General features: G+C 39.1%; 26 protein-coding genes. 13 read left to right on the top strand and 13 right to left on the bottom strand.

Features of this window, described 5'->3' with window-relative positions; genetic code table 11:
* Nucleotides 1-9 precede the first annotated feature (9 nt).
* Genes EHR01_RS18880 through EHR01_RS18870 form a run of 3 tightly spaced genes read right to left on the bottom strand, consistent with a single transcriptional unit; the run spans nt 10 to nt 3,016 of the window.
* A complete protein-coding gene (locus EHR01_RS18880) occupies nt 10-477 on the bottom strand; it encodes a tRNA (cytidine(34)-2'-O)-methyltransferase (RefSeq protein ID WP_135697211.1) in 468 nt (155 codons plus the stop codon).
* Nucleotides 478-485: 8 nt separating this feature from the next.
* Entirely contained in the window at nt 486-1,640 is a 1,155-nt protein-coding gene (locus EHR01_RS18875; RefSeq protein WP_135697209.1) for a S1 RNA-binding domain-containing protein, read from the bottom strand.
* On the bottom strand, nt 1,637-3,016 hold the full coding sequence (locus EHR01_RS18870) for a hypothetical protein (RefSeq protein WP_135697207.1): 1,380 nt from the start codon (nt 3,014-3,016) through the stop codon (nt 1,637-1,639). Before EHR01_RS18870 ends, EHR01_RS18875 begins: the two co-directional genes overlap by 4 nt.
* A 37-nt stretch (nt 3,017-3,053) precedes the next feature.
* Here EHR01_RS18870 and EHR01_RS18865 point away from each other — a divergent pair, with 37 nt between their 5' ends.
* Both EHR01_RS18865 and EHR01_RS18860 read left to right on the top strand, forming a co-directional pair.
* Nucleotides 3,054-3,758: a histidine kinase gene (locus tag EHR01_RS18865; protein ID WP_135571267.1), complete on the top strand. Its 705-nt coding sequence runs from the start codon at nt 3,054-3,056 to the stop codon at nt 3,756-3,758.
* A 3-nt stretch (nt 3,759-3,761) separates the two neighbouring features.
* Nucleotides 3,762-4,604, top strand: a complete 843-nt coding sequence (locus EHR01_RS18860) for a glycosyltransferase family 2 protein (protein ID WP_135697205.1) — start codon at nt 3,762-3,764, stop codon at nt 4,602-4,604.
* Here EHR01_RS18860 and EHR01_RS18855 read toward each other — a convergent pair.
* Nucleotides 4,509-4,853, bottom strand: coding sequence for a hypothetical protein (locus EHR01_RS18855; protein ID WP_040917277.1), 345 nt, complete (start codon nt 4,851-4,853; stop codon nt 4,509-4,511). The two genes, EHR01_RS18860 and EHR01_RS18855, sit on opposite strands and share 96 nt — an antisense overlap.
* 73 nt (nt 4,854-4,926) lie before the next feature.
* Here EHR01_RS18855 and EHR01_RS18850 point away from each other — a divergent pair, with 73 nt between their 5' ends.
* The 5 genes from EHR01_RS18850 (at nt 4,927) to mutS (ending at nt 10,897) form a co-directional block, all read left to right on the top strand.
* On the top strand, nt 4,927-5,817 hold the full coding sequence (locus EHR01_RS18850) for a shikimate dehydrogenase family protein (protein ID WP_135697203.1): 891 nt from the start codon (nt 4,927-4,929) through the stop codon (nt 5,815-5,817).
* A 41-nt stretch (nt 5,818-5,858) separates the two neighbouring features.
* Nucleotides 5,859-7,058, top strand: coding sequence for a Mur ligase family protein (locus EHR01_RS18845; RefSeq protein ID WP_135697201.1), 1,200 nt, complete (start codon nt 5,859-5,861; stop codon nt 7,056-7,058).
* A gap of 62 nt (nt 7,059-7,120) precedes the next feature.
* Entirely contained in the window at nt 7,121-7,741 is a 621-nt protein-coding gene (locus tag EHR01_RS18840; protein WP_135697199.1) for a TetR/AcrR family transcriptional regulator, read from the top strand.
* A gap of 17 nt (nt 7,742-7,758) precedes the next feature.
* Entirely contained in the window at nt 7,759-8,391 is a 633-nt protein-coding gene (locus tag EHR01_RS18835) for a phosphoribosylanthranilate isomerase (protein WP_135697197.1), read from the top strand.
* Entirely contained in the window at nt 8,375-10,897 is a 2,523-nt protein-coding gene (gene mutS, locus EHR01_RS18830) for a DNA mismatch repair protein MutS (protein WP_135697195.1), read from the top strand. The genes EHR01_RS18835 and mutS overlap by 17 nt, the downstream gene beginning before the upstream one ends.
* Here the strand turns inward: mutS and serB are convergent.
* The 7 genes from serB to bioD form a co-directional block, all read right to left on the bottom strand.
* Complete coding sequence (gene serB, locus EHR01_RS18825; protein WP_135697193.1) at nt 10,868-11,767, bottom strand: phosphoserine phosphatase SerB; 900 nt, start codon at nt 11,765-11,767, stop codon at nt 10,868-10,870. The genes mutS and serB overlap by 30 nt on opposite strands.
* Before the next feature lie 2 nt (nt 11,768-11,769).
* A complete protein-coding gene (locus EHR01_RS18820; RefSeq protein ID WP_135697191.1) occupies nt 11,770-12,495 on the bottom strand; it encodes a GDSL-type esterase/lipase family protein in 726 nt (241 codons plus the stop codon).
* 19 nt (nt 12,496-12,514) lie between these two features.
* Nucleotides 12,515-12,694, bottom strand: coding sequence for a hypothetical protein (locus EHR01_RS18815; RefSeq protein WP_002975048.1), 180 nt, complete (start codon nt 12,692-12,694; stop codon nt 12,515-12,517).
* Nucleotides 12,695-12,718: 24 nt separating this feature from the next.
* Nucleotides 12,719-14,233, bottom strand: coding sequence for an MFS transporter (locus tag EHR01_RS18810; RefSeq protein WP_135697471.1), 1,515 nt, complete (start codon nt 14,231-14,233; stop codon nt 12,719-12,721).
* A 92-nt stretch (nt 14,234-14,325) separates the two neighbouring features.
* The gene (gene bioB, locus EHR01_RS18805) at nt 14,326-15,381 is read right to left on the bottom strand and encodes a biotin synthase BioB (protein WP_135697189.1); all 1,056 of its coding nucleotides are present in this window, start codon (nt 15,379-15,381) and stop codon (nt 14,326-14,328) included.
* Between the two features lie 63 nt (nt 15,382-15,444).
* Nucleotides 15,445-16,767: an adenosylmethionine--8-amino-7-oxononanoate transaminase gene (bioA, locus tag EHR01_RS18800; protein WP_135697187.1), complete on the bottom strand. Its 1,323-nt coding sequence runs from the start codon at nt 16,765-16,767 to the stop codon at nt 15,445-15,447.
* Nucleotides 16,757-17,449, bottom strand: a complete 693-nt coding sequence (bioD, locus tag EHR01_RS18795) for a dethiobiotin synthase (protein WP_135697185.1) — start codon at nt 17,447-17,449, stop codon at nt 16,757-16,759. The genes bioA and bioD overlap by 11 nt, the downstream gene beginning before the upstream one ends.
* Nucleotides 17,450-17,508: 59 nt before the next feature.
* Here bioD and EHR01_RS18790 point away from each other — a divergent pair, with 59 nt between their 5' ends.
* Both EHR01_RS18790 and EHR01_RS18785 read left to right on the top strand, forming a co-directional pair.
* Nucleotides 17,509-18,030, top strand: a complete 522-nt coding sequence (locus EHR01_RS18790; protein ID WP_002975024.1) for a cyclic nucleotide-binding domain-containing protein — start codon at nt 17,509-17,511, stop codon at nt 18,028-18,030.
* Entirely contained in the window at nt 18,027-19,085 is a 1,059-nt protein-coding gene (locus EHR01_RS18785) for an AI-2E family transporter (RefSeq protein ID WP_135697183.1), read from the top strand. The genes EHR01_RS18790 and EHR01_RS18785 overlap by 4 nt, the downstream gene beginning before the upstream one ends.
* A 40-nt stretch (nt 19,086-19,125) precedes the next feature.
* Here EHR01_RS18785 and EHR01_RS18780 read toward each other — a convergent pair whose 3' ends face one another.
* Nucleotides 19,126-20,040: a DMT family transporter gene (locus EHR01_RS18780; protein ID WP_135697181.1), complete on the bottom strand. Its 915-nt coding sequence runs from the start codon at nt 20,038-20,040 to the stop codon at nt 19,126-19,128.
* 44 nt (nt 20,041-20,084) lie between these two features.
* Between EHR01_RS18780 and EHR01_RS18775 the strand changes: the two genes are divergently transcribed.
* From EHR01_RS18775 to EHR01_RS18760, 4 genes are read left to right on the top strand one after another with little or no spacing between them, the layout of a single operon-like run.
* Nucleotides 20,085-21,299, top strand: a complete 1,215-nt coding sequence (locus EHR01_RS18775; protein ID WP_135697179.1) for a hypothetical protein — start codon at nt 20,085-20,087, stop codon at nt 21,297-21,299.
* A complete protein-coding gene (gene ung / locus EHR01_RS18770; protein ID WP_135697177.1) occupies nt 21,280-21,945 on the top strand; it encodes a uracil-DNA glycosylase in 666 nt (221 codons plus the stop codon). Before EHR01_RS18775 ends, ung begins: the two co-directional genes overlap by 20 nt.
* The gene (locus EHR01_RS18765) at nt 21,935-22,822 is read left to right on the top strand and encodes a DMT family transporter (protein ID WP_135697175.1); all 888 of its coding nucleotides are present in this window, start codon (nt 21,935-21,937) and stop codon (nt 22,820-22,822) included. The genes ung and EHR01_RS18765 overlap by 11 nt, the downstream gene beginning before the upstream one ends.
* The gene (locus EHR01_RS18760; protein ID WP_135697173.1) at nt 22,819-23,115 is read left to right on the top strand and encodes a 4a-hydroxytetrahydrobiopterin dehydratase; all 297 of its coding nucleotides are present in this window, start codon (nt 22,819-22,821) and stop codon (nt 23,113-23,115) included. Before EHR01_RS18765 ends, EHR01_RS18760 begins: the two co-directional genes overlap by 4 nt.
* 56 nt (nt 23,116-23,171) lie before the next feature.
* Here the strand turns inward: EHR01_RS18760 and EHR01_RS18755 are convergent, their stop codons facing one another.
* A complete protein-coding gene (locus EHR01_RS18755) occupies nt 23,172-24,074 on the bottom strand; it encodes a porin OmpL1 (RefSeq protein WP_135697171.1) in 903 nt (300 codons plus the stop codon).
* Between the last annotated feature and the right edge of the window lie 270 nt (nt 24,075-24,344).

The following is a 24,344-nucleotide window of genomic DNA, read 5'->3' as shown; positions in this document are numbered from 1 at the left end:
TTTTATCCTTTAAGGATTAGTCCGTGTTTTTTCTTGGCGCAGTGCTTCATAAAGTACAATGGCAACCGCATTGGAAAGATTGATCGAACGACTCACCTCTGCCATAGGTAAGGAAATAATATGTTCTGGAGGGCAAGACTGATGGATTTCTTCCGGAAGTCCTGAAGTTTCTCTCCCAAACAAAAAAACATCCGTTTTCTGGAAGTTTACATCCCAATACACTTTGGTTCCAAATTTAGAAACCAGGAAAATTCGACTGCCTTCCGCCTCTTTCTGGCTTCTAAATTCTTCAAAATCTGCAAAACGACGAAGATCCAAATCTTTCCAATAATCAAGACCCGCGCGCCTGACTGCTTTTTCGGACAAATCAAAAGACGGTTCCCCTACAATGGAGAGAGGAACTCCGACATTGACACAGAGTCTTGCAATATTACCCGTGTTAGGAGGTATTTCTGGGCGATAAAGTGCGATTTCCAATTCGTGAATTACTTTTTGTTTTTCTTTTCCAAAGATTTTTGCAAAGCCAATCCAAAACTAGAAACTGTCCCGGGATTCTCCTCTTTGGACATATACTCTTGGTATTCCATCCTGTCTTTTGCCTCTGCCGCTTTTGAAATCGACAATGCAATTTGCCTTTTTTCAGGATTGATTTCCAAAACAAATACTTCCAATTTTTGTCCCGGATTGAATACGGTATTTAGTGGAGTGCGAGAAGGAACTCCCGTTTCTTTGTTGGGAACAAGACCTGTAAAATCATCACCTAACCGGACAAAAAGACCGAACGGTTTGATCGATTCCAAAGTTCCTGTCACAATATCTGATTCTTTAAAAGGAAGTTTTCCAGACCAAGGATCACTTAAAAAATCTTTTACGCTGAGTGAAATTTTATTCGAAGCCCAATCTAAAGTCAGAATTTTTGCACGTAAAGTTTCCCCTACTCGAAATTCCGCAGTAAGATCAGCATTTTTTTTGTAAGTTGCTTCCGATTGAGGGACCAAAGCATCAAAACCATCCATATCCACAATGAGTCCGAATTTATGAATACTTTTCACTGTACAGGATACAAACATCCCAACCTTCAACTCATCACGTAACAGTTGTTTTTTGGTTTCTCTTTCTTTATCAGCAATTTTTTTCTGAGACAGAACAATTTTGTTTTGTTTTTTCCCAATTTCAGAGATCACAAATTTGATTCGTTTGCCTGCGATATTTTTTCCTTTTACAGAAACATCCAATTGGCTAAACGGAACAAAGGCAGAATGGCTACCTAATTTGACTTCCCATCCACCGTTTGCTTCCACAAGCATTTGGCCAAGAACAGGGATTTCATACTGAGCTGCCATCTCCATATGTTCTTCTGTTAGGTTGTCTCCAGACAAACAGGTAGTAAAATAAAAATCTCCCGAGTTTTCTTTCAAAAAATAAACTACGAGTGAATCAGAAACCTTAGGCAAAACTTCATCTCGCCATTCTTCTGTGGAGATATTTCCTAAGATTTTATTTTCTAATGTTCGAATGAACACATAATCATTCTTAACAGCTGTTACCTTAGCTTCATGACGAGAACCAGGTTCGATGGATTGTCTTTTTTTAAAACTTTCTTCTAATAAACGTTCAAATTCTGAGGATGGGCCTTTCATTTTGCGGTTCCTTCCTTGGTGGGTTTTGGGGTATAAACCAATTTTCCTCCTAATACCATGGATTCAATTGGAAATATTCCGGAAGCGCGTTTCAAAGGATTTTCGTTATGAATGGAGAAATGAGCCGGACCACCGGTGCGAATCCGTCCGCCATGGTCAGCTCCGAGATAGGAACAGGTTTTCCAAGTGAGGGTTTGGATGATCTCACGACGGATCTGAGGCAAGGAGTCAGGATCCGCATTCGTTGGGACAAGGTTTTGCGAAAAAGAACCAAATAGGGAGGCCCAAAACCCAGGTCGGTTTGCAACCGGATCCAACTTTCTTTCTTTTGGTTTGGTGAGAAGTGACTCCCAAAGGCGAATCTCCACAATGGCCGCCTGGCCTGGGAAAAGTCCCCAATGGCCAGCCCCACTTGCAAAAAGAAGATTTCGTTTGATCTCAGCTTCTGTTTGGAATGTGGCCTGGTATTCTGAAAAGGAATTGGCAGGGAAAACCGTTCCCTCTTCTTCTTCGGCATTCACAGCAAGTGCATCTTTCCACCGAGAGCCAAAAACAGAATGGAGATCAGACCAAAGAGAAACCTCAGCCTTCCATTGTTCTGGGTTTGCCCGAAGACTTTGGAGATACAAAACAGATAACATTGGCGCCCAAAGGAAATCCCGTTTCTGAGCTCGGTATAAATTTGTTCCTTCAGGCATGGGATGAAAAATGACTGCATAACCAGTATCCAATGCATCTTCCCAACTGGTTTTGTCAGCGAAGGTATAAGCAACGGGAAGGTAACCTTTCTCCTCTCCTTCCCTGCGTTTCGCAAAAAGTTCTGTTTGAGAAAAACCCCGATTTTCTGCTTCTTTGAGAAAGATCGGGAGGTGACGGTTTCGTTTGGAATCAAAAGAAAGAACAAGCCCCGATGTGTAAAGACCACCTTCACCCGCTGATAATTCTTCGTAAAGAGCCGGCTTTTGCGATTGTGTGAGAATGGGAGAAATCCATTTGGATTTAGTGATTTCGTTTTGTAAAGGTACCAGTGTTGGGTCACCTACAGATTCAATATGACTGAATCCAGCTGCCAAATATCCCAAAAGATAGGTGGAAAGTTCATCACGACTTGTTTTTCCCCCTCGTCCATTGGAACCGATTGTGACAGATGCATCACAAAATCCTGGTAGTAAGTATTTGGGATGAGGAACTACGGTTCCTTCTTTGATCGAAATAATTTTGCCTTGGACAACTTCCAGGTCGAGAAACCCGCTAAAATTGGATTTTTCACTGTCCCAGATCCGGACAGATTTCATTTTCAAATTTTGAGACAAAAGAATGGTAGGGGCAAAAGCCGATAGAAATAAGGTGAGGGATAGGAGCCTGCGGTTTTTCATGCTAAAGGTCGTAGTTACCTTGACAGTAAGGACTTGAATGGAAAAGATTTCGGGTATGGGAAAGGAAACAAGCGAGATTTCTGATCACATCAAATTACACATCGAAAATGGGAAAATTCTCTCGCTAAAGACGCACCGGGTTTCCAAATCCGTTGAGGAACACATTAAGGAGGCCGTAGGTCTGATTCTGGATCGCCTCACTTACCCGACTCTTGTCCCAACCCTTTACACCATCATCAAAGAATTGGCCATCAATGCCTGCAAAGCCAACCAAAAACGTGTCTTTTTTGAGGAACGTGGATACAGTATGTTAAACCCCTCTGAATACGCCCGGGGGGTGAGAGAATACCGAGAAATGTTTTCCGAAGAGATGTCCAACGAATTTGGAATGAAAGCCAAAAAGAAAGGATACTTCTGCTTAATTAATTTTAAATTCAATGACGATGGAATCACCATCGAGGTCATCAACAACACTCCCATTGCCAAAGAAGAAGAAAAAGCCATTCGCGAACGATTGGAAAAAGGAATGGTATATGATGACATCGCTCAGTTCTATATGGACAATGCTGACACCACAGAAGGCGCCGGTCTTGGGCTTGCCCTCATTCTCATAATGCTCAAAGGGGAAGGTATCGACCCTAATTTCTTTCGTATCATCATCGGGGAAGATTCCACCATTGCTCGTCTGGAAATTCCTCTCTCTGATAAATTCATTTCTGTCCGCGACCCCAACCAAATTTAATTTATGCCTCTTCCTTTATCCTGTGCCATCATTACCCTCAACGAAGAGGATAACATCTCTCGCACTCTCGCTGCCCTTTCCTTTATTGAAGATATCGTTGTCATTGATTCTGGATCTACAGACAAAACAGTTGAACTAGCAAAATCCCATGGGGCTCGCGTTTTCTATCGTAAGTTTGATAACTACGCAGATCAAAAAAACTTTGCCATTGAAAAAACTAAGTATGATTGGGTGTTTGCCATTGATGCCGATGAAGTGGTATCAGATGGTTTAAAATCTGAAATCATAGAATTATTTAATGAAAACAAATTAGAATCCGTTGGTTATCTCATCCCTCGTTTGACTTATTATTTAGGAAAGTGGATTCGTTTTGGTGGATACTATCCTAACTACCAAATTCGTTTGTTTAAAAAAACAGCCGGAGAATTTAGCGGTGGTTTGGTGCACGAAAGAGTTAAACTTTCAGGAAAACCAATCAAACTAAAGAACCCACTCTATCATTATTCTTATAAAAATATTTCAGATCATTTACAGTTCATTGATCGTTATTCTAGTTTGTTTGCGGAAGAAGAATTTAGAAAAGGGAAATCGAGTTCTGTACTTTGGGCTTTTTTAAAAGCGTGTTTTAAAGGTTTTTATATGTATTGGATTCGGCTGGGAATCCTAGATGGGAAACAAGGATTTGTTCTCGCCCTACTAGGATTTTATTATAATTTTCTTAAGTATTTAAAGTTATATGAAAAATCGAATTCAATCTCTTCTTTCTTTGTTATGGTTGATTCGGTTCATGATGTAAAGAGCAGTAAACCCACCAAGAAAGATGGCAACCAAATTCACGTTGGATAATTGAGTGGATCCAATTTTGGGTGACATGAGCCACATGATGATATCGCGGATATAGGTTTGGAAGGTTGCAAAAACGATTAATGCTCCAATCCCTGCAACAAATGTAGATCCCCAAAATTTTCCGAGTAAGTCTTTGCGTTTATAATAATAAAAATAATAGGCACAGGCTGCGGATGCGAGAAAAAAGAATAAAATATCTACGAGAATGGTCCATGGTTCTGATGGTGCGGCAAGCGGTAATGAAATCATTGATCTTGTACCTGTCTATTACCTATTTTCGGTAAGCCATTCGTAAGTCCATAAGATAAAAAAGAGGTTTTCCTTGTATTCAAAACACACTGAAATATTTGGGATCTTGGGATATCCCTTAGGTCATACCCTTTCGCCTTGGATTCATAACACTCTTTTCCAACTCTCTGGATATGATGGAGTGTATTTGGTTTTTGAAAACGAGCGATGGAATGAGATTGGGCTTCGTCCCTTGCTTGACTTGGGTGTAAGGGGGGTTTCCGTTACCATTCCTTTTAAAGAATGGGCTTATTCACAAGCGAACATTGTTTGTAAGGCATCCCAAACGATGGGTTCATCCAACACCCTACTCTTTCGCGAAGGAATTGAGGCAGTGAATACAGATGGGACTGGTGCTGTTAGATCCATTCTCCAAGCCAATCCGGATCTTTTAGATCCCAATTTGGAAAAACAAATTTTAGTTCTCGGGAGTGGGGGAAGTGCCAAAGGAATCTTATTTTCCATCGCAGAATCTCTCCAAAACAATGCGAAGCAGGGAAAGATCCAACGAAAGGTAAATATTCTTGCACGAAACGAAGTGGCAACGAAAGAAATTCTCAATTCTTTAGGAAATCCGGAATGGCTTGGTGTTACGACCAAAGAAAAATCTTTAGAAGAAGCGGAAAACTATGACCTCGTCATCCATACTACTCCAGTTGGCATGAAAGGATTTGGTGGGGAACCAATTCTAAACTCCGACTTTTTTACCAAAAAACATACGTTATTCGACATTGTTTACAATCCTTTGGAAACCGATTTAGTAAAACAGGCAAAGAAAAAAAAAGCAGAGATCATTCCAGGATACCATATGTTACTCTACCAAGGGATTAGACAATTTGAACTATTTACAAATATCCAAACAAAACAGAAATGGATTGAGAAGGTGGAGTCCCTACTTTTCAAACAATTGAAAAATCGTAAATAGATCTATACTAAATTCACAGAAGGTTTACAAAAGAATTCCATATGTTGTTTTTTGATTTTTTATATAGTTTGCAGAACATTGAAAAAACAAGGAACTTCAATGTTTTCAAAAACTATTCTTTAGATGGACTTTCCGACCTTTTTTTATTTTTAAAATCAAAACATAAAATACAAAAGCCCATCCGCATCAGTGTTGTCGGCACCAATGGAAAAGGTTCTACTTCTCATTACCTTGCTTCCCTTTTGTCAATTCTTGGATACAAAACGGGACTTTATACTTCTCCCCATCTACTGACACCGCTTGAACGTTTTCTAATTTTTTTAGATGGAAAACCAGAAGTTCCCAAAGAAGAGGATGTGGAATCTTTTTTTAAGAACACTATCCTTCCCGACTTAGAAAGGTACCAGTCACTTTCTTATTTTGAATTTTTAACCGTTTTTACTTATCTCTATTTTGCGAAAGAAAATACAGAATTTGAAATTTGGGAAGCAGGGCTTGGAGGAAGGCTTGATTCCACAAAACTTGTGTATGCCGACCATGTTATACTTACAAAAATAGGTTTGGATCATTCTGAAATTTTAGGAGATACCAAAGAAAAAATCTGTTTGGAAAAATTAGGAATCCTAACAGATGTTTGCCGAAATCTAGTGGTAATGGATCCAGAAGATGATTCCTTACGAACTCTCATTCAAAATTTTCCTAAAGGAAAAACTAAAACGCAAATCCTCCCCCTCGAAAAAAAACCTACCTATTTAGAAACCAACTTTCTTTTTTCCCAAGCGGCCCTAATCCATTTGCTTCCAAAAGAGACATCAAAGCTTAGCTCCATTTCCTTTGCCTCTTTGGAAAAACCCCGTGGTAGAATGGAAGTGTTACAAAACTCTCCCGAAATTGTTTTTGATCCGGCCCACAACCCGGACGCCATCGCGACGACCACACGTGAGTTTGCCAAAACACATCCCTCCTTCTCCCTTGTACTGGGAAGTCTCCCCGACAAAGACCGAGAAGGGATTCTGTCCCAACTGGTGGGCCTCCCCCTCCATTCCCTCATTCTTTGGGAAGGAAGTGGATTTGGGGCCTTCCCAGAACTTCCGCAAGGCCTAACATCCATCACCACGAAACTGCAAGCCGAAGAAGACCTGCGTCCCCTATTCCGAGGCAGATTTCCGGTATTGGTGTTAGGAAGTTTTCGTCTCTATGGAATTGTGGCAAAATTAATACAAAATACAACAAACATGTAAAATTAAACTTTACAAATGAATCCTGAACGAGATTGTTCTTTTAGGAAACATCGTTCAGGACCATGCAAACTCCAAAAGAACATACACGAAAAGAAATCTTACAAGCGGCTCGAGAGGAATTCATCCAACTCGGTTTTGAGAAGGCTAGTATGCGAACCATTGCGAAAAAGGCAAAGGTATCCACGAGTAATATCTACAATTACTTTGAAAACAAAGAACACCTTCTAACAGAGATACTACAGCCGGTTCTTTCTGGAATGGAAAAAGCTTTTGCTTATGTATCTCATCCAGATTATTTCGAAAAAAGATTTAACGACAGTTATGAGGCGTGGCAAGAGAGATTTCATATTGCTCTTGATTATGTGGATGCAAATCGCGATGATTTTATCCTTCTCTTAACTAAATCACAAGGTTCCCATCTAGAAGAATTTCCAGATACGGTTCTCACTCGTCTCACCAAAATCAATTTTGACCAGTATAGCAATTTTAAAGAAAAAAATCCAAGTTACAAAGGGGAAGTGAGTGAGTTTGTTGTCCGCAACATCCTTTCCTTTTTTCTCAATATCTTTGTGCAGATGGTTCGCCAAGGAATTTCCAAACAGGATATGTTGATTTACCAGGATAGTTTCCTTAAATTTTTACACTTTGGGTACAAAGGATCGATTGCCTCTGATCTGAGTTGATTCAATCTGGTTCCCATATGGGAACCAGATACAAAATTAAAATCTGTGGAATCAAAGACCTGGCCACATTAGAACTTTGTGTGGATCTCCAGGTCGATTTTGTTGGGCTTAACTTTTCTCCACGTTCCCCTCGTGCCATCACTGCCGAAACAGCAGAAAACCTTCTTCAGTTAAGAAAAAAATCTGGATTCCCAAAACTTGTATTTTTGTTTTTTGAAAACGAAATTACAGAAATCAAAACACTCACAGAACGTTTCCAACCGGACCTCATCCAACTCATCCGAGGAGACCAGTTGATTTCTCCAGAAATTTGGGATGAATTCACAGAAACAAAAAAGTTATTACCTGCCATCAGGATCCAAACCAAAGTCACAAGTGATGAGGACCTGGAACCAAAATCAAGTTTAGTGATTTTAGATAGTTATCAAAAAAATTTGGGTGGTGGTACAGGACATACTTTCCCTTGGGAATATGTAACATCCGTAAAACGACCTTTTTTACTCGCTGGAGGGATCACTCCAGAGAATGTAAAAACTGCTTTAGAAACCGTTCATCCTTATGGGATTGATGTGGCCAGTGGAGTGGAAACCGACGGAAAAAAAGATCCAAATAAAATAAAAACCTTGGTACAAAATGTCCGAACACTATGAAGCATTGAACACTCCTGTCATGCGCCAGTACATGGAGGTGAAGGAACAACACCCAGATGGGATTGTATTCTTTCGTATGGGTGATTTTTATGAAATGTTTTTAGAGGATGCTAAAATTGCTGCACAGATTTTAGACATCACCCTCACCAAACGACAAAACCAAATTCCTATGGCAGGGATCCCGTATCATGCCACAGAAAGTTATATATCTAGGTTGATTGCTGCGGGGAAAAAAGTAGTTGTTTGTGAACAAATAAAACCTGACGATCCCAAAGCCAAAATTATGTCGAGAGAAGTGGTCCGTATCATCACACCGGGAACTGTGGTGGAAGATAATCTTCTCGGCGGATACCAAAACAATTATTTATCATTGTACTACCGGGAAAAAACTTCCGTTTACTTAGCGTTTGCTGACGTTTCCACTTCAGAACTTTTGTATTTCTTTTTTTCAGAGAACGAAACGGAAAGGATTTTTGACACCATCAAACGATTTTCCCCTAAAGAAATCATTTATACAGAAGAAGTCCCACCCTTAGCAAAAGAATCTAAAATCATTCTCTCCAAAATCCCACCAGATTACCTTCCCAAAAAGAAAGGAGCAGGAATTGACACGGTTGTCCATGTACTCGATGCCTATCTTCAGTATAACTATCGCAAACAAAACTTTGTTTTTAAATCTCCTAGACGAATCGATGAAAATGAATATTTGGTTCTGGATGAACAAACCGTTTCCCATTTAGAACTCGTTGAAAATCCAAATGATAAAAACCATACTTTGTTTGGGGTTCTCAATCGTTGTATCACAGCTACTGGAAAAAGATATCTCAAACAAAGAATTCTATTCCCCACGCGAGATGAAAACAAAATCAAAGCACATTGGGACAAAATTGATATTCTTTCTGCCAACAAAAAAGAAAGGCAAAAAATAAAAGATTTGTTAGGTGATTTGATCGATTTAGAGCGAGTTCTCACAAGGTTTCGAGTGGGGAAAGCATTACCTCGCGATTTTCGTGGGATTGAAAAAAGTTTAGAATCCACAGCAAATATCAAATCCATTTTGGATGGAATTGGTTATGATTTTTCCAAATTACCTAAAGAACTAAATGTTTTATCAAAACTGTTTATGGATACCCTTTATGATGGCGAACTTCCAGTATTTCTCGGCAACTCTCCATTTTTAAAATCTGGATTCAACAAAGAATATGATGATGCCATTCTTGCTCGCGAAAAAGGAAAAGATTGGATTTTGGAATTGGAAGAGAAGGAAAAAAAAGCTTCAAACATTTCCTCTTTAAAGATTCGTTACAACAAAATCCTTGGTTACTTTATTGAAATCTCCAAAGCCCAAGCAAAAGAAGTTCCCAAACATTTTTTAAAAAAACAAACACTAGTTACAGGAGAAAGGTTCACTTCTCCCGAATTAGAAGAACTAGAACGAGCCATCCTCCAAGCAGATGAAATCATCGAAAGGATTGAAAAAGAAAAATTCGAAGAATTAGTCGCACACTGTATTTCACTTTATGAAGAATTTTTAACTCTTTCCACAGAAGTGGCTTCTTTGGATTATCATCTTTCTCTCACAGAAACCAAAGAAGAATACCAATGGATTAGGCCCGAAATTCGTAACGATGGAATTTTGAACTATTCCGAATCTCGCCATCCTGTTGTAGAAACTTTTTTACCGATTGGCGAACGTTTTGTACCAAATAGCCTAGAACTCAATCCAAGTGACAACGCCATTGCCGTGTTAACCGGACCCAATATGGCCGGTAAATCTACCTTTATGCGCCAAATTGCCATCAACCAAATCCTATTCCAAATGGGATCTTATGTTCCCGCAAAAAAAGCATCTCTTGCCGTGGTAGATCGAATTTTCACTCGGATTGGTTCTGGTGACAACTTAACGAAAGGTGAATCTACTTTTTTTGTAGAGATGAAAGAAACAGCCACCATCCTAAACCAATTTTCCGAAAATAGTCTAATTCTATTTGATGAAGTAGGTCGTGGAACATCCACCTATGATGGGTTATCAATTGCTTGGGCCATTTTAGAATTTTTATCTGCTAAGTTTCCCAAACCAAAAACCATTTTTGCGACCCACTACCATGAATTAACAGAACTGGAAAAAGGGAATGGAATCTTTAATTTGTATTTGGATACCTTTGAAAAAGAAGGAGAGATCCTTTTTCTTAAAAAAGTCAAACGAGGGAAATCAAAACAATCCTTTGGAATCTATGTAGCAAAACTTGCAGGGATTCCCGAAACCGTTTCCGATCGTGCCAAAGAAATTCTTTCGGGACTTGAATCCAAAAAACGAGAGATTAAAATCAAAAACGAAGAACCAAGTTTGTTTGCTGGTCTAATGGACAACAATACTTCTAACATGTCGCCAAACGAGGAAAAGGTTTTAAAAAGATTAAAACAAATCGATCCCAATCAAATTCCACCGATGGAAGCGTTGTCTATTCTAGATGAATTAAAAAGAATTCTCAAAGAGAAAAACTAAGGCCGATAGATCGGTAAAATCGATCCAATTGGTAATTTGGTCTTTTAATCCTTGTTTGGCGTGAATACCAATGCCGATCGCTGCAGCATTTAGCATCAAAGCATCGTTTGCCCCATCTCCTACGGCAACCACTTGTTCTAAAGGAATCGAAAGGTCTTTTGCATACTGTTTTAGATAGATTTCTTTTTTTTCTCGGTTGATGATCTCACCAAAAATTTCACCGGTAAAACTTCCGCTTACTTCTTCCAATCCATTGGCTCTATAAAAATCCACAGGATACTTTTCCGAAAATAGTTTTAATACGGGAGTAAAACCACCACTGAGGATTCCAAGTTTTGATCCATGTGCTGGAACAAATTGAAACACTTTTTCCATTCCATCGTTTAGTGTCAAAAGATCATACACTTCCCGAAAACTTTCTTTGGAAAGTCCCGCAAGGTGTTTCACTCGTAAACGAAGTGCTTCGTCAAATCCCATTCCACCTTCCATCGCTTGTTTGGTGACAGTGGCAACGGCTTCATACACTCCGTGTTTTCTTGCAAGCTCATCAATGACCTCTTCTTTGATGACTGTGGAATCCATATCAAAAACAAAAAGAGACTCTTTATGATTTGGTAACAAAGAACCAAGAGATAAAAAATCAATTTGGTATTTTTCTAAATTTTTTCGAATCGTTAATACTTGGTCGCGGTTCAGAGATTTACTATGTACTATGCGAACACAGTGCAATCCAAAACGTTCCGCACGGAATATTTGAGAATTCGAGATCGCAAAAGTTTTGTCTGTCGATGCGTCGGAAGGATCGGAAAAGGTTTTCGAAAGAATGGAATCAGAAATAGAGGAACGAGAAATTAGAAGTAGTGAATTCATTTTTACTTTTTTAAATAAGGTCTTAGTTTTTTACCCCAGAGTTCATATCCTTTTTCATTAAAATGAAGAATGTCCCCATTCGGTCGGAAAAACTCTTCTCTCAATGTTGGAAGGTCTGAATTTCTCATCATGTCCCAAACTTCGACATATTCGACATTTTTTGTTGTCCGAGCCACTTGATTTAAAAACAAATTAAATACCGGGACAATTTGGTTGAGTTCTTTCACTCTTGTGGGAGGAACAGCAATGAGAATAATCTTTGTATTTCTGTTTTGTGTGTGAATTTTCTGGATGATGGAGAGCAGATTGTTTTGCACCAAACTAAGGCACTTTCCTTCCCGAAAATCATTCCCACCAATTTCGATGACGATGGTTTCTGGATGGAGTACAAGAACATCTTCTTCGATTCGAGAAAGAAGTGTTTCTGTCATATCACCACCAATCCCACGATTGGTGACAGACTGGCCGGGAAATTCTTTGGCCATTAAGTCTGGCAAAAACAAATGCACCAAACTATCACCTGCAAAAACAATATCAGTTTTTTTGACTTTTAAATTTTCTTGTGCGTATAACAGCCGCATGGGGATCCATGCCACCTCAATATACTCTTTAAATTTGGAATTGTCACGCCAACCAGGCTCAGCAAAACATTGGAAATTGGTATCGAAATAATCACGTTTTGAGGATGATTTACAGTCAGTAACACTCAAAACAAGGGCAAAAGCCATGCCCCATCGGAGGAAGAATTTAGTCCTGTTCTTGCGGTTCATTCATTCGGAAGCGCTTTTGCCAATCTTTGATTTGGGCCTGCGCATATTCTTCCGTGTCACAAATCCGAAATTCAATCGGGTTATTTGTGGTTGTCTCGATGAGTTTGGCTTCGATATACCCGTTCTTTAACTTGGTTGTCTCAATGCGATATCTCATCTGAATAGCTCCAAAAACCAGGATTTAATTACCACGTATCTTTGCAATCTCTTCTAAAGTTTCATCTTCTTTGTATTTTCCAAAGAGAAAGATGGCGAGTAGACAGAATGCAGAGGCAAGAGGACCTGTCAAACGAACACCCAGCTCCCCTCCCGCGTCTACTTCTTCGACTTTACAAATGGTAGATTCCATACTTATTTTTGCCTCAACTTCTGGATTTTTTTTCAATTCTGATTTTGGATCCGCTACAGACGGTGCAAGGATCCCCGTTACATTTGGTGAAACATTTTTCTTTGTTTCGCGATCAAGTCCCAAAAGAATTACACTACTAAAAATAAGAACCGCCAAAGTTTGACCCAACTTTTGCATAAAAGTTCTTCCCGCATAAAAGAGTCCCTCTCGTTTCGAACCTGTTTTTAATGAATCAAGTTCAGCAATATCAGCAAGGATGGCATTCGGTAGGATCCCAAGAATTGCTATGGGAACTGCTGCAATGGCAACGATCAAATAACCTTGAATATGCGGTGGTAATGGCAAAGAATCTTTCCCAACAAAATAAATCGAAAGAAAGAGTAAAAGAAAGATATAGAATCCAAATAGAACTGTTTTTTTCTTTCCGATCCTTCTTGCGATCCAGTTGACCACAGGATAAAAAGCAAATGAAACCAGTAACATCACAGTGAGTAGTTGTGTGACAAATTCACGTTCCAGTTCCAGAAGGACTGTTACATAATAAGATATCCCTGTGGTAAGAATGGTCAGTGCTAAAAAATAACAGAGATCCGACAAAGCGAAGTATAGAAAATTCTTATTTTTGAATGTAAGGAGGATGGCATCTTTAAAAGGAACACTGGAGGCTTCCGATTCACAATAGGTTTTTTCATGAATCGAAAATACGGGAAAATACATACAGATCGCCGCAAACGTACAAAGGATTCCCAAAGCATACTGACGAGACACCAAGGTTTGAAGTGCACTATCCCCATCAAAAACAAAAGAGGATTTTAAAGCACCTGCGATCATTGGTTCTGTTGAAGCCACAATGATCCCCAATGCATAGGTCACTGAAATATATGTAGAGAGATTCAACCTCTCTTCCGGCGTATGCCCAAGCTCTGGAATGAGAGCAAAGAAAGGAGTGACATACACTGTTAAAAATAGATAAAACAAAAGCATACAACCGGTCATCCAAACCAAGTTGGTGGAAGAGATAAAGTTGTGTGGGGGAACAAAAATCAGCCAACAAAAGACGGCTGCAGGCACTCCTCCGAGAAATAGAAAGGGAATCCGACGTCCAAATCGAGAACTAAACCGGTCCGAGGAATTGGCAATGATGGGATCAGTAAAAGCATCCCACAAACGACCAAGAGCTGCCACAACACCAATGGTGGACAGTCCCCAGAAGGCCATTTTTTCTATGAGGTCAGGGAAACATTCCTGTCCTGGTTTTGGTGCGGGTGGAAGATAAAAATAAACTTGGTGGAGACCAATGATATTGATGAGAGTGGACCAACCCAATTGGCCGATCGCATAACTCATCTGTTTTCGAAATGGTAAAGAAGGTTTTCGCATGTTTCTCACTAGAGGCGGTAAAGTAGGAGCATACTACCGCCAAAAGTAAAAAAGGCAAACTACTTTTTATGTTTATAGAGTTCTGGAAAATTTTTCTCGTCGTAAAGGAACTGTGACTCGTACTCATCCCATCCTTCTGGAACTCCTTCTGTAAATTCCGGAACCATAGAACAATCGCGAATCAAGTTCATCGTTTGGGCCATCTCACTGCCTTTTACGTTTAAGTATCCTTCAGCAAACAATGAATTGGCTACAAAAAGAGCCATTGATTGTAAAGAACCTAAATGACCTTCTCTTCCGGCACCAATTCGAATCTCTGAATCTGGATTGACCAATCGAAACATAGACAATACACGAATACAAAATTCAGGAGTGAGTGACGACTTCTGGATGGCATGTCCTTTGATAGGAATAAAGAAGTTAACAGGGATAGATATCACGCCAAGTCGTTTTAATTCAAAGGCAACTTGGACTAGGTCTTTTAGTTCTTCTCCCATTCCCACAATGATCCCAGAACAAAGTCCGATATCCGCTTCTCTTGCCGCCTCAAGTGTTGTTAGTCGGTCTTTGAAGGTATGTGTAGAACAGATTTCATTGTATTTAGATTCAGATGTATTGAGATTATGATTGTAACGGTCAAGGCCTGCGTCTTTTAAAGTCCTAGCTTTTTTTGCGTCCAAAATTCCCGCAGACAAACAAACCTTCATCCCAAGTTCGCCGTTGATTTTGGAGATGGTCTCTGCCAATCGATCCACTGCATTGTCAGTGGGGCCACGTCCCGAAGTCACCATACAAAATCGGTAAGCACCATTGTCTTTGGCACGTTTGGCATCTTCCCAAATTTCTTCAGGAGACTTAAGTGAATATTCTTGGATTCCTGAATCTCCACCCTTTCTTTGTGCGCAGTATCCGCAGTCTTCAGGGCAATAACCATTTTTGATATTATCTAATATATGAATGCGAACACGATTGGTATAATAACGATTTCTTTCTTCTGTGGCACGAGCGACAACCGAAAGCAAAGGGGCTTTTCCTTCTAGGATTTCTAGGGCTTCCGCTTCCGTAATTAAGGAAGGTGCGGAGGAAACAGTTTTTTCTTGAACTTCTGCAATCATGGGAACAGGTTCTTTGCGACGCCAACCTGTGTAAACGAAGAAAATCTCTTCGTATATTTAGTCTCAATCTGAATCAGTAAAACTAAGGAGGGTCTCTTCCATCGCTAAAAAAATATGATCCAGGGATTTCTCTGAAATGGTATAGGGAGGAGTGATATAGATGGTTCGACCAAGAGGCCGCAAAAGAACTCGAAATTCTCTCATTTTTTCACGGATCTTTTTTCCGATGGGATTTAGATATTCATCCTCTGCTATGGTTTCTTTGTATTCAAAAGCAAAGATCCCACCAAACACTCGAACGTTTTGGATTCGTTTTCCTAATTTTTTTTGGAATGGTTCTATTCGTTTTTGCAAAGAACTTTCGAGTTTTTTGACAAGGCCCCTACCATCTTCTTGTAAAAGTTTGACTGACGCATAACCAACGCTACACGCTATCGGATTCCCAGTCATAGTATGTGCATGAAAAAATGCATGGTAAGGATCTTTTGATAAAAATTGTTGATAAATGAATTCAGAAACTAAGGTGGCACCAAGAGGTAACATTCCTCCTGTTAGTCCTTTTGCCATCACCAAAAGGTCTGGTTTGACTCCTGCCACTTGGTAAGCAAAAAACTCCCCAAGCCTTCCCATTCCTGTAAATACTTCATCAAAAATAAGAATAGTATTGGTTTGTGTTGCCAGTTGTCTTAGTTTGATTAATACTTTTTTATCATAAAATAACATTCCATTGGCGCCAAATACCAATGGTTCAATGACAATTCCTGCATATTCGTTTTGTTTGATACTAAGTTCTAAATCGTTTAAACATTCCGTCGCACAACTATTTACATTTTTTCCCCAAGGGCAATTCATACAATTGGGAGCAGGAAATTCTTTTGTAGGGAATCTAAGTTCAGAAAAAATTCGGTTAAAATAATTTTTTCCTGAAACATTCATGGCTCCAATGCTATCGCCATGATAGGAATTGGAAAAGACGAGAAACTCTGATCTTGATTTCAAATCTGGATGGTTTTGATAGTATTGGATTGTAAGTTTCAAAGCAATTTCTATCGCATTTGATCCGTTATCTGAATAAAACACTTTGTGAAAGTCAAAATGAGTTAGTTCCAATAAAGATTTGGATAATGCTTCAGCCGCAGGATGGATATGACCTGCAAGCATCACATGATCTAGTTCATCGATTTGTGTTTTAAGTGCGGATACTAACTTAGGATGACGATGACCAAATATCATTGTCCACCAACTGGCTATAGCATCAATCCACTGGTTCCCTTCGGAATCAGTCACGAACTCCCCTTCAGCTTTTACAATATCGATTAAAGATTCCCCTTCTTCTTGGATGGTTAAAGGAACCCATGTATGAGTTTGGAGTGGATTATATTTCATCGTCTGGATTGAGTAAGGTATCAATGACATTCCGATTGGCATCAAACTCTTTGTTTGCAAAAGAAATAAAATCAACCGGTGATAACTTTTGTTCCGGAAAATTGGTAATGCCTAAACAAGGTGCACCACCTAACCTCTGTATAGTTTCTGCGTTATCGGTTTGTAAGGAATTTTCTGGGCCCACTAAATAAAATCCAAGAACCGCAACAAAGCGACTGGTAAGTGCATCCAAAGTAAGTAAGGTATGATTGATAGTGCCAAGTTCAGTGGATCCAATCACCACAACTGGAAGGTTACTTTCTCCAATTCCTTTGATGGTTAAGTAGTCATCGGTCCAAGGAACAAAAACCCCACCTGCCCCTTCGACAAGGGTATTGGTTTTTCTTTCTTTGGCAAGTGCCGCGAGAAGGAACTTGGGATCTAATATTTTTCCTTCCTGTTTGGAGGCATAATGTGGACTTGCGGGTGTTTGGAATTCGTACACAGGTTTTAGAAAATAGGAATCCGGTAGACTTGTGGTTTTCTGCACCAATTCTGTATCACCAGCACTAACCGCACCAGTTTGGATGGGCTTCCAATAGCGAAAACCATATGTTTCTGCGTATTTTGCCATAAAAAGGCAGGAGAAAAAAGTTTTTCCGACATCTGTCCCTGTCCCCGCAACGTAAAAAGCTTGGCCCATACGGATCAAGTTTTATCAATTCTTGACCCCGTCTATCCGATTTATACAGAAGAGGCCCTATGCAACTTCCCCTTTGGAAATCCATTCTCAAACGCGATGAAAACCCGATTACGGAGATTTCACATTTTTTACGTGAAACAGCTATCTTTGAAGGAATGTCTCGTCGGACATTACGAGAAGTTGCAAGGCTCATCCACAAACGCAAGTATTATGCAGGTGAAACTATTTTTTACCAAGGCCAAGCAGGAACAGGAGTGTATCTCATCTTACAAGGAAAGGTGGAAATTTTTTCAGAAAGAGAAGGAGTTACTCTAAAGCTCGCCGAACTTGAAAAAGGTGCTTTTTTTGGGGAACTCGCACTATTCCAAGATTTTCCAAGATCTGCAACTGCCGTGGCACTTGTTGATTCTATCCTACTTGGTTTTTTTCAACCTGAACTAAAAACACTATTAGAAACGAAACCAAGGGTAGGAAACGATCTGCTATTAAGTTTTGCATCGATCATTGCTGACAGACTCCGCAAAACAAACGATACACTAGAAGCAGCTTACTTCAAAAGCAAAAAAAATAAAACAAAATGAATCTAAAAGAATTTAATATATCCTCTTTTATTTTACGGACTGCGTTTTTTGGCCTGATTGCACTTACCATATTAATTGGAGTTGTTGGAGTAAAGTTCTTAGCGATTCCACTTTTGATTTCAGGAATCCATTTTTACATCTTTCATGGTATCGTAGACTACTTCGAATCGAGAGGAGTTCACAGAGCGATTACAATTATAGTTATATTCACGTTTTTAATCGCCGGTGCTTATTGGTTTTTGGCATTTTATCTGCCAAATCTTTTTGAAAAGGCACAACCCATTGTCTCCGAATGGTCTGTCAAAATGGATGATCCCAATTTTCAATTATTAGATTTTAATAAACTTCCAGTAGTCTCACAAAACCCTGAGTTATGGAAAAAGATCATTCACCCAGAAGAAGTTGCAAAAATGGCTACTTCCAACTTAGAAGAATTTTTACGTAGTCTTGTTGTGATGATTCCCACGTTCATTAGTTGGATGATCATCATCCCCATTATCAGTTTCTTTTTATTATTGGATGCAAACCTAATTTATAAAACAGTGATTAGTTTTATCCCCAATCGTTTTTTTGAAATGTTTCTAATGGTTTTTTATCGAATGAACCAACAGATTACTAGTTACTTAAAAAGTTTAGTCATCCAATGCGGAATTATGGCAATCGTTGCTTCGATTGGTTTTTATATTGTTGGAGTTAAGTTTTTTATTCTCTTTGGAGTGTTTTTGGGTGTTGCCAATTCCATTCCTTACTTAGGGCCTCTTGTGGGAGCTGTTCCACCCATTTTATTTTCCATTCTTTTCCCTGAGATGTCTCCATCGATTGGATCCATTGCTTCTGTTGTGGTGGTTGCTCAACTAGTAGACAACGCAATCGTACAACCGGTAGTCATTGCCAATGCGGTTTCTCTCCATCCTCTTGCGATACTCATTGGCATTGCAGTTGGGGGAAACTTTTTCGGGATCTTTGGGATGTTACTTGCAATTCCAGTTTTGTCCATTCTCAAAGTAACAATTGGAATTCTTTATCACGCACTCAAAGAACACCAAATCATTTGATTAAACAAAACGAACCATAGCGAAAACACGTTATGGTTCGTTATTCTTCTCTTTGGTTCCACTTTCCTAATTCAGAAAATACAATTCCAAAAAGAGTAAGGCCTGAACCGATAGCTCCGACAGTACCTAGCCTTTCACCTAATACTAAATAAGCGAGAAAGAAGGAAAATACAGGCTCCAAACTATAGAGTAAACCTGCCCTCGCTGGGGGAACTGCCTTCTGGTATCTAGCTTGGATCTGGGTTGTAAAAATCGTAGCAAAAACGGATGTGTAAAATATTCCAATCCAAAATTTCATATCAAACTGAACCGATATTTTTTGTTTTAGAAAAACTGATTCCACTGGAAACAAAGTAGTGGATACAATCGCAATCAAAAGGATTTCAAAAGATACAAGGATTTGTGTCGGAATTTTTTTACTAAAAATATCAATGAGTATAATATAAGTCGCAAAGAAAAAAGCACCAATGAGAGTGAGTCCATCACCAAATCCAAATTCCATAGACCCAAGAATTTCATCATAAGATTTCCCATTTTGTGAAATCATAAAAAGCCCTATCACTACAATTAAAACCGCAACCCAAGTTCGTCCTGATGGCAGACGACGTTCAATGGCAATTTGAAGCAAAGGAACAAATACAACATAAGCTCCTGTCATAAATCCAGACTGCGTGGCAGTGGTATAAACAAGGCCGATGGTTTGGAAGGCATAACCCAAAAGAGCCGAACATGCCACAAAAAAAGCCGGTAGAATGTAGTCCCACCGACGGTTTTCCTTGGAGAATAAAGTCTTTCGGTAAAGAAACAATGTAATGATTCCAGCGAGCCAAAATCGAACCGCTAAAAATAAGAAGGGAGGCACCGAATCCAGTGCAAGTTTGATGACCACAAAGGTTCCACCCCAAAGAATGGCGGCAATCACCAAAAAGAGTTCCGGAGTGAAGATCCTGGACATATAGAAGACAATGTTTCGAACGAAAGGTCCAGAGCAAGGAAAAGATGAATTGGAAATTTAGAATCCGCAAACCACAAAACGGAACTGCCCTAAGTTGGGAGGTGTATTTTTCTCCTGGAACTGCCTCTTGGGTGGGTGAAAAAATAAAAGAGATCTTAAATTCTGTTCCCTTACCCAACCAACCTGAACCCAACATACGCGTTTTTTCTGAAAAAATAAAACTAGAAAACACAAACTCTCATCAAATCGCCTATCTCCTGTTTAATGGTCTTTTTTTAAGAGATGTTCGACTAGTCATTGGACGCACCAAAGACTGGGACAAGTCTTCGGAGGTTAGGGAAGAAGAATGGGATAGAATCCTAACAGAAGCTGTTACAATCGCTAAACCATTGTTTTCTGATTCAAATACAAAGTTTTATGAAATTAAAGAAAATTTACATATCAGTTATTTTGAAGATGAAATTACTGTATCTCTTTCTGTACTTGGAGAACCAGGATACAAAAGAGGAATCAAAGCCAATTTTCCAACCAGTGCTCCTATCCCAGAAGACTTAAGCCAGATTCTAATCCAACAATGTTTTGAAATCTTTCTAGTTTCTAAAAAAGAAATTGATGCTTTGTATATTCCGTTTGCAGGCACATTGACTTTTGCCACCGAATGGGCGTTACAGGAAGAAAACATTTCTCTTCTTTCTTTACCAAGGGATTTTATATTTTTTAAACTCAATTTGTTTCCCGAAAAATCTTTCGAACATTTCAAAAGGAAACAAAAAGAACAACTATCAACAAAAGCTTTTGAATCCACTCCCATTGTCATCCAAGATACAGACCCAGCTTTAGAGAGTTATTGGTCAGAAGAGTTCAGGCGTTGGAGAAAAATAATCCAAATTTCAGATTGGGATCATAGTATTTCTGATTTTTTAAGAACCTTTCCTGTTTTACCGGAGGGAAGTTCAGAATTTTCTCATTACTTTTTGCCTTTGAACCCGCCTTACGGACTCCGCAAACACGAAAGAACTGGACCCGAAGAAAAACTTTATTCCAAGATTGGAAAACGTTTAGAAGAACTTTTAAAACTCACAAAAAATCATCCCAAACTCATTGGTTTTATCCTTTGTCCTACGGAAGAAAAATGGAGTGATTGTATGAGGGAACTTCGAAGTTTTTCAAAAAAAACGATTCATGTCACTCATGGAGGAATCGACTTACGAGTATTATACTTTCATTCGGAGGGAAAAAATGAAAGACGTACAAATTGAGTCGGGATGGAAAGAAGTCCTGAGAGATGAATTTGAAAAACCTTATTTTTCCAACTTACGCGAGTGGGTAAGAGATCAATATAAATCTTCTACTGTATTTCCTCCGGCAAAATTAATCTTCAATGCATTTGATTCTTGTCCTTTTGACAAAGTCAAAGTGGTGATCCTTGGCCAAGATCCTTACCATGGCCCTGGGCAAGCACATGGACTTTGTTTTTCCGTCAATGACGGAGTTCCCTTCCCACCATCCTTACAAAATATCTTTAAAGAAATCGCGGATGATTTGCAAAAACCCATTCCTAAATCAGGAAACTTAACTCATTGGGCAAACCAAGGTGTTCTTCTTCTGAATGCCACTCTGACTGTACAAAAAGACAAGGCAGGTTCTCACCAAAATAAAGGTTGGGAAGAATTTACGGATGCTGCGATCAAAATCCTTGCTGAGAAAAAATCCAATATTGTATTTTTATTATGGGGATCCTTCGCGCAGAAAAAAGAAATTTTAATCCCACCAAACAAACATTTGATTTTAAAATCGGCGCATCCTTCTCCTCTCTCTGCCTACAGAGGATTTTTAGGAAACAAACATTTTTCCAAAACAAACGAGTATTTACATTCACAAGGAAAAGAACCCATTGACTGGTAACGAAAAAAAGGGATATTTTTTTGTCTTCCTAACGGGAGTATTCTTTGCTTTCGAAGTAATTGGTTTTAAAGAACTTTTTCGTAGATACAATTTGGCTCCGGAAATGGCAGCTTTATTTGGAGTTGGATTTGCTTTTTTAGCGGTCACACCATTTTTTCTGAGTTCTTCTAAACGAAGAAAAAAAGTAATCCTCACAATCCAAAGAGACGGTTTGGTTTTACTCCTTGGTACCTTTTCCAATGCGATGGGAATTGTTTTGTATTATTATGCACTCAAACAAACCGATCTTGGTCCCGCGGCAATCCTCATCAAAACAACGGTTTTATACAATGTGATTTTGGGTGTTGTGTTTTTAGGAGAACGTTTTAAAGATCGCGAAGTATTTGGCATTGTACTGGCGATGGTTGGAATTTATTTAATTTCCACTTTAGAAGGTCAGATTAATCTTTTATCTGCGTTTTGTATTTTGATTAGCGCATTTTTATTTGCTATCCAAAGCTATATGATCAAAAAATACATTCCCGAGATTCTTGGCCTCGAGTATGCTTATTTGCGATTGTTTTTGTTATGTGTGTTTTTCTTTTTATATTCGTTAAGTATTGGTTCTTTTTTAATTCCTAAGTTGCCAATCATTGTTATGCTAGGATTTTTTTCGTTATTAGGTTATTTTTTAGGTAGAGCTTTTTATTTTGAAGCGCATAATTTTTTACCGATTAGCAAACTCAATGCAACATTACTAATTGAACCAATTTTTTTAATGTTTGTTGGGATTTTCTTTATGAATGAACCATTAGACTTGCAAAAGTTAGTTGGAGGAGGAGTGATTCTACTTGGACTTTATTTAATTGTTTTTCATAAACGGAAGGGGAAACCATGAGAGAAAAACCAACGAATCTTTCTGAAAAGGAAATTGAAAGTCTCTTAGATACCTACAAAGAATGGGAACTTGATACAAAAGATGGGATTCCTTTCTTAAAAATGGAAAAAGAATTTCGTAATTTCACAGAAGCCTTTTCGTTTATTACAAAAGTAGCCTTGGTTTCTGAATCAATTGACCACCATGCAGAAATTTGGAATGTATACAACAGACTTCGATTGCAGTTGTTTACTCACGAAACAAATTCTCTTACCACGAAAGATAAAGAATTTATCACCTTACTCATGAAATAAAAAAAGCCGGGGTTGGAATCCAACACCGGCTTTTGATAAAATCAGTAAATGACTGATTAGATTTCGATTTTGTAACCTACGCGGTAAGTTTGTCCACCGATAACCACTGGGTATGCAACCCAAGGAGCAAGAGCAGAAGCACCACCAAGTGAAGCAACACCACCAACTCCCATTCCTGCAGAAAGGATCGTTTCCAATTCGAAGAAAAGGTGACCTTTGTCAGTGATTTTTGTTTGTGCACCCACTAACCAGTTTAAGCCGATTCCGCTAGCACCAAAACGTACGTTTTCTTTGTGGATTCCAGAAGTAGGAGCGTCACCAAGTAAAGAACCACCAGGTCCAAGAACTCCCGGAGCAAAAGTTTGAAGTCCAGGGTTGTTGATTGTTCCAGAAACTCCCCACCATCCTTGGAAGTAGTTCACACCAGCACCAACGTAAACAGCAGTGTCGTTAGCAGCGTTGTAAAGTTTGATTCCTAGGTAAGTAGGAACAGTCCAAGCAGTATAAGACCATTCTTGGTCTAACCATTTGTAACCCATTACAGTTGAAGATGTATCACCACCAGCGATTTTGGTAGTATAGTTTACGTTGATTCTCCAGAAAAGGCTATTGATTCCAAAAACCCCTTCTTTTTCGTAACCTACGTTGATGTTACCACCCACCATAGCTCCGTTTGTTTTTGCACCGATTGCACCACCAGTTGTTCTTTTCAAACTGATGAGAGTGTTTTCAGCGTAGATTGCTTTTTGTGGTGTTCCGTAAGCGGTTCCGTCTGCACGGAGTCTAGGTTGACCAGAATCGAGACCATCTTTTGTGATGGTTCCACCGAGTTGAGCAAGGTCAAATTGAGCTCCAAGACCGATCATAAAATAAGAACGAGGACCTGTTTGTGCGCTTAAGCTACCAGCTAAGCACAAAAGTAAGAACCCCATCATTCCAAAACGTAGAGATTTCAGCATGCGATGATTACTCCTTAGTGAGTTGTTTCCTGAATTTTTTTCGTACCTGTGGACAAACGAATGCAAGTGAGCAGTCGTTCATACCGACAATTGCAATGAAACTAGTCGTTCTTCTAGGATTTGTCAAATAAAATTGTTAAATTTAAACGAAAATTGTGTTAAATGTGGTAAATCGAATGAGTCTAATGCCGTCTAAACAAGTTTTCCTTATTTGCAGATTGTTCTTGCTTTTTGTTCTGTTTTCGACCGAACGGTTTGGATTGGAACGAA

This window comes from Leptospira mtsangambouensis (assembly GCF_004770475.1).
GTDB classification, from domain to species: Bacteria; Spirochaetota; Leptospiria; order Leptospirales; family Leptospiraceae; genus Leptospira_A; species Leptospira_A mtsangambouensis.
Note: the sequence above shows the minus strand (reverse complement) of the source record. Positions and strands in the feature narration are given on the sequence as shown.

Coding starts and splice junctions, on each gene's coding strand:
- EHR01_RS18875 (WP_135697209.1), bottom strand. CDS start 1,640: ATGAAAGGCCCATCCTCAGAATTTGAACGTTTATTAGAAGAAAGTTTT.
- EHR01_RS18775 (WP_135697179.1), top strand. CDS start 20,085: ATGAATTGGAAATTTAGAATCCGCAAACCACAAAACGGAACTGCCCTA.
- bioB (WP_135697189.1), bottom strand. CDS start 15,381: ATGATTGCAGAAGTTCAAGAAAAAACTGTTTCCTCCGCACCTTCCTTA.
- EHR01_RS18845 (WP_135697201.1), top strand. CDS start 5,859: ATGTTGTTTTTTGATTTTTTATATAGTTTGCAGAACATTGAAAAAACA.
- EHR01_RS18855 (WP_040917277.1), bottom strand. CDS start 4,853: ATGATTTCATTACCGCTTGCCGCACCATCAGAACCATGGACCATTCTC.
- mutS (WP_135697195.1), top strand. CDS start 8,375: ATGTCCGAACACTATGAAGCATTGAACACTCCTGTCATGCGCCAGTAC.
- EHR01_RS18815 (WP_002975048.1), bottom strand. CDS start 12,694: ATGAGATATCGCATTGAGACAACCAAGTTAAAGAACGGGTATATCGAA.
- EHR01_RS18820 (WP_135697191.1), bottom strand. CDS start 12,495: ATGGCTTTTGCCCTTGTTTTGAGTGTTACTGACTGTAAATCATCCTCA.
- EHR01_RS18840 (WP_135697199.1), top strand. CDS start 7,121: ATGCAAACTCCAAAAGAACATACACGAAAAGAAATCTTACAAGCGGCT.
- EHR01_RS18865 (WP_135571267.1), top strand. CDS start 3,054: ATGGAAAAGATTTCGGGTATGGGAAAGGAAACAAGCGAGATTTCTGAT.
- bioD (WP_135697185.1), bottom strand. CDS start 17,449: ATGGGCCAAGCTTTTTACGTTGCGGGGACAGGGACAGATGTCGGAAAA.
- EHR01_RS18790 (WP_002975024.1), top strand. CDS start 17,509: ATGCAACTTCCCCTTTGGAAATCCATTCTCAAACGCGATGAAAACCCG.
- bioA (WP_135697187.1), bottom strand. CDS start 16,767: ATGAAATATAATCCACTCCAAACTCATACATGGGTTCCTTTAACCATC.
- EHR01_RS18785 (WP_135697183.1), top strand. CDS start 18,027: ATGAATCTAAAAGAATTTAATATATCCTCTTTTATTTTACGGACTGCG.
- EHR01_RS18810 (WP_135697471.1), bottom strand. CDS start 14,233: ATGAGTTATGCGATCGGCCAATTGGGTTGGTCCACTCTCATCAATATC.
- EHR01_RS18760 (WP_135697173.1), top strand. CDS start 22,819: ATGAGAGAAAAACCAACGAATCTTTCTGAAAAGGAAATTGAAAGTCTC.
- EHR01_RS18860 (WP_135697205.1), top strand. CDS start 3,762: ATGCCTCTTCCTTTATCCTGTGCCATCATTACCCTCAACGAAGAGGAT.
- EHR01_RS18835 (WP_135697197.1), top strand. CDS start 7,759: ATGGGAACCAGATACAAAATTAAAATCTGTGGAATCAAAGACCTGGCC.
- ung (WP_135697177.1), top strand. CDS start 21,280: ATGAAAGACGTACAAATTGAGTCGGGATGGAAAGAAGTCCTGAGAGAT.
- EHR01_RS18870 (WP_135697207.1), bottom strand. CDS start 3,016: ATGAAAAACCGCAGGCTCCTATCCCTCACCTTATTTCTATCGGCTTTT.
- EHR01_RS18755 (WP_135697171.1), bottom strand. CDS start 24,074: ATGCTGAAATCTCTACGTTTTGGAATGATGGGGTTCTTACTTTTGTGC.
- EHR01_RS18780 (WP_135697181.1), bottom strand. CDS start 20,040: ATGTCCAGGATCTTCACTCCGGAACTCTTTTTGGTGATTGCCGCCATT.
- serB (WP_135697193.1), bottom strand. CDS start 11,767: ATGAATTCACTACTTCTAATTTCTCGTTCCTCTATTTCTGATTCCATT.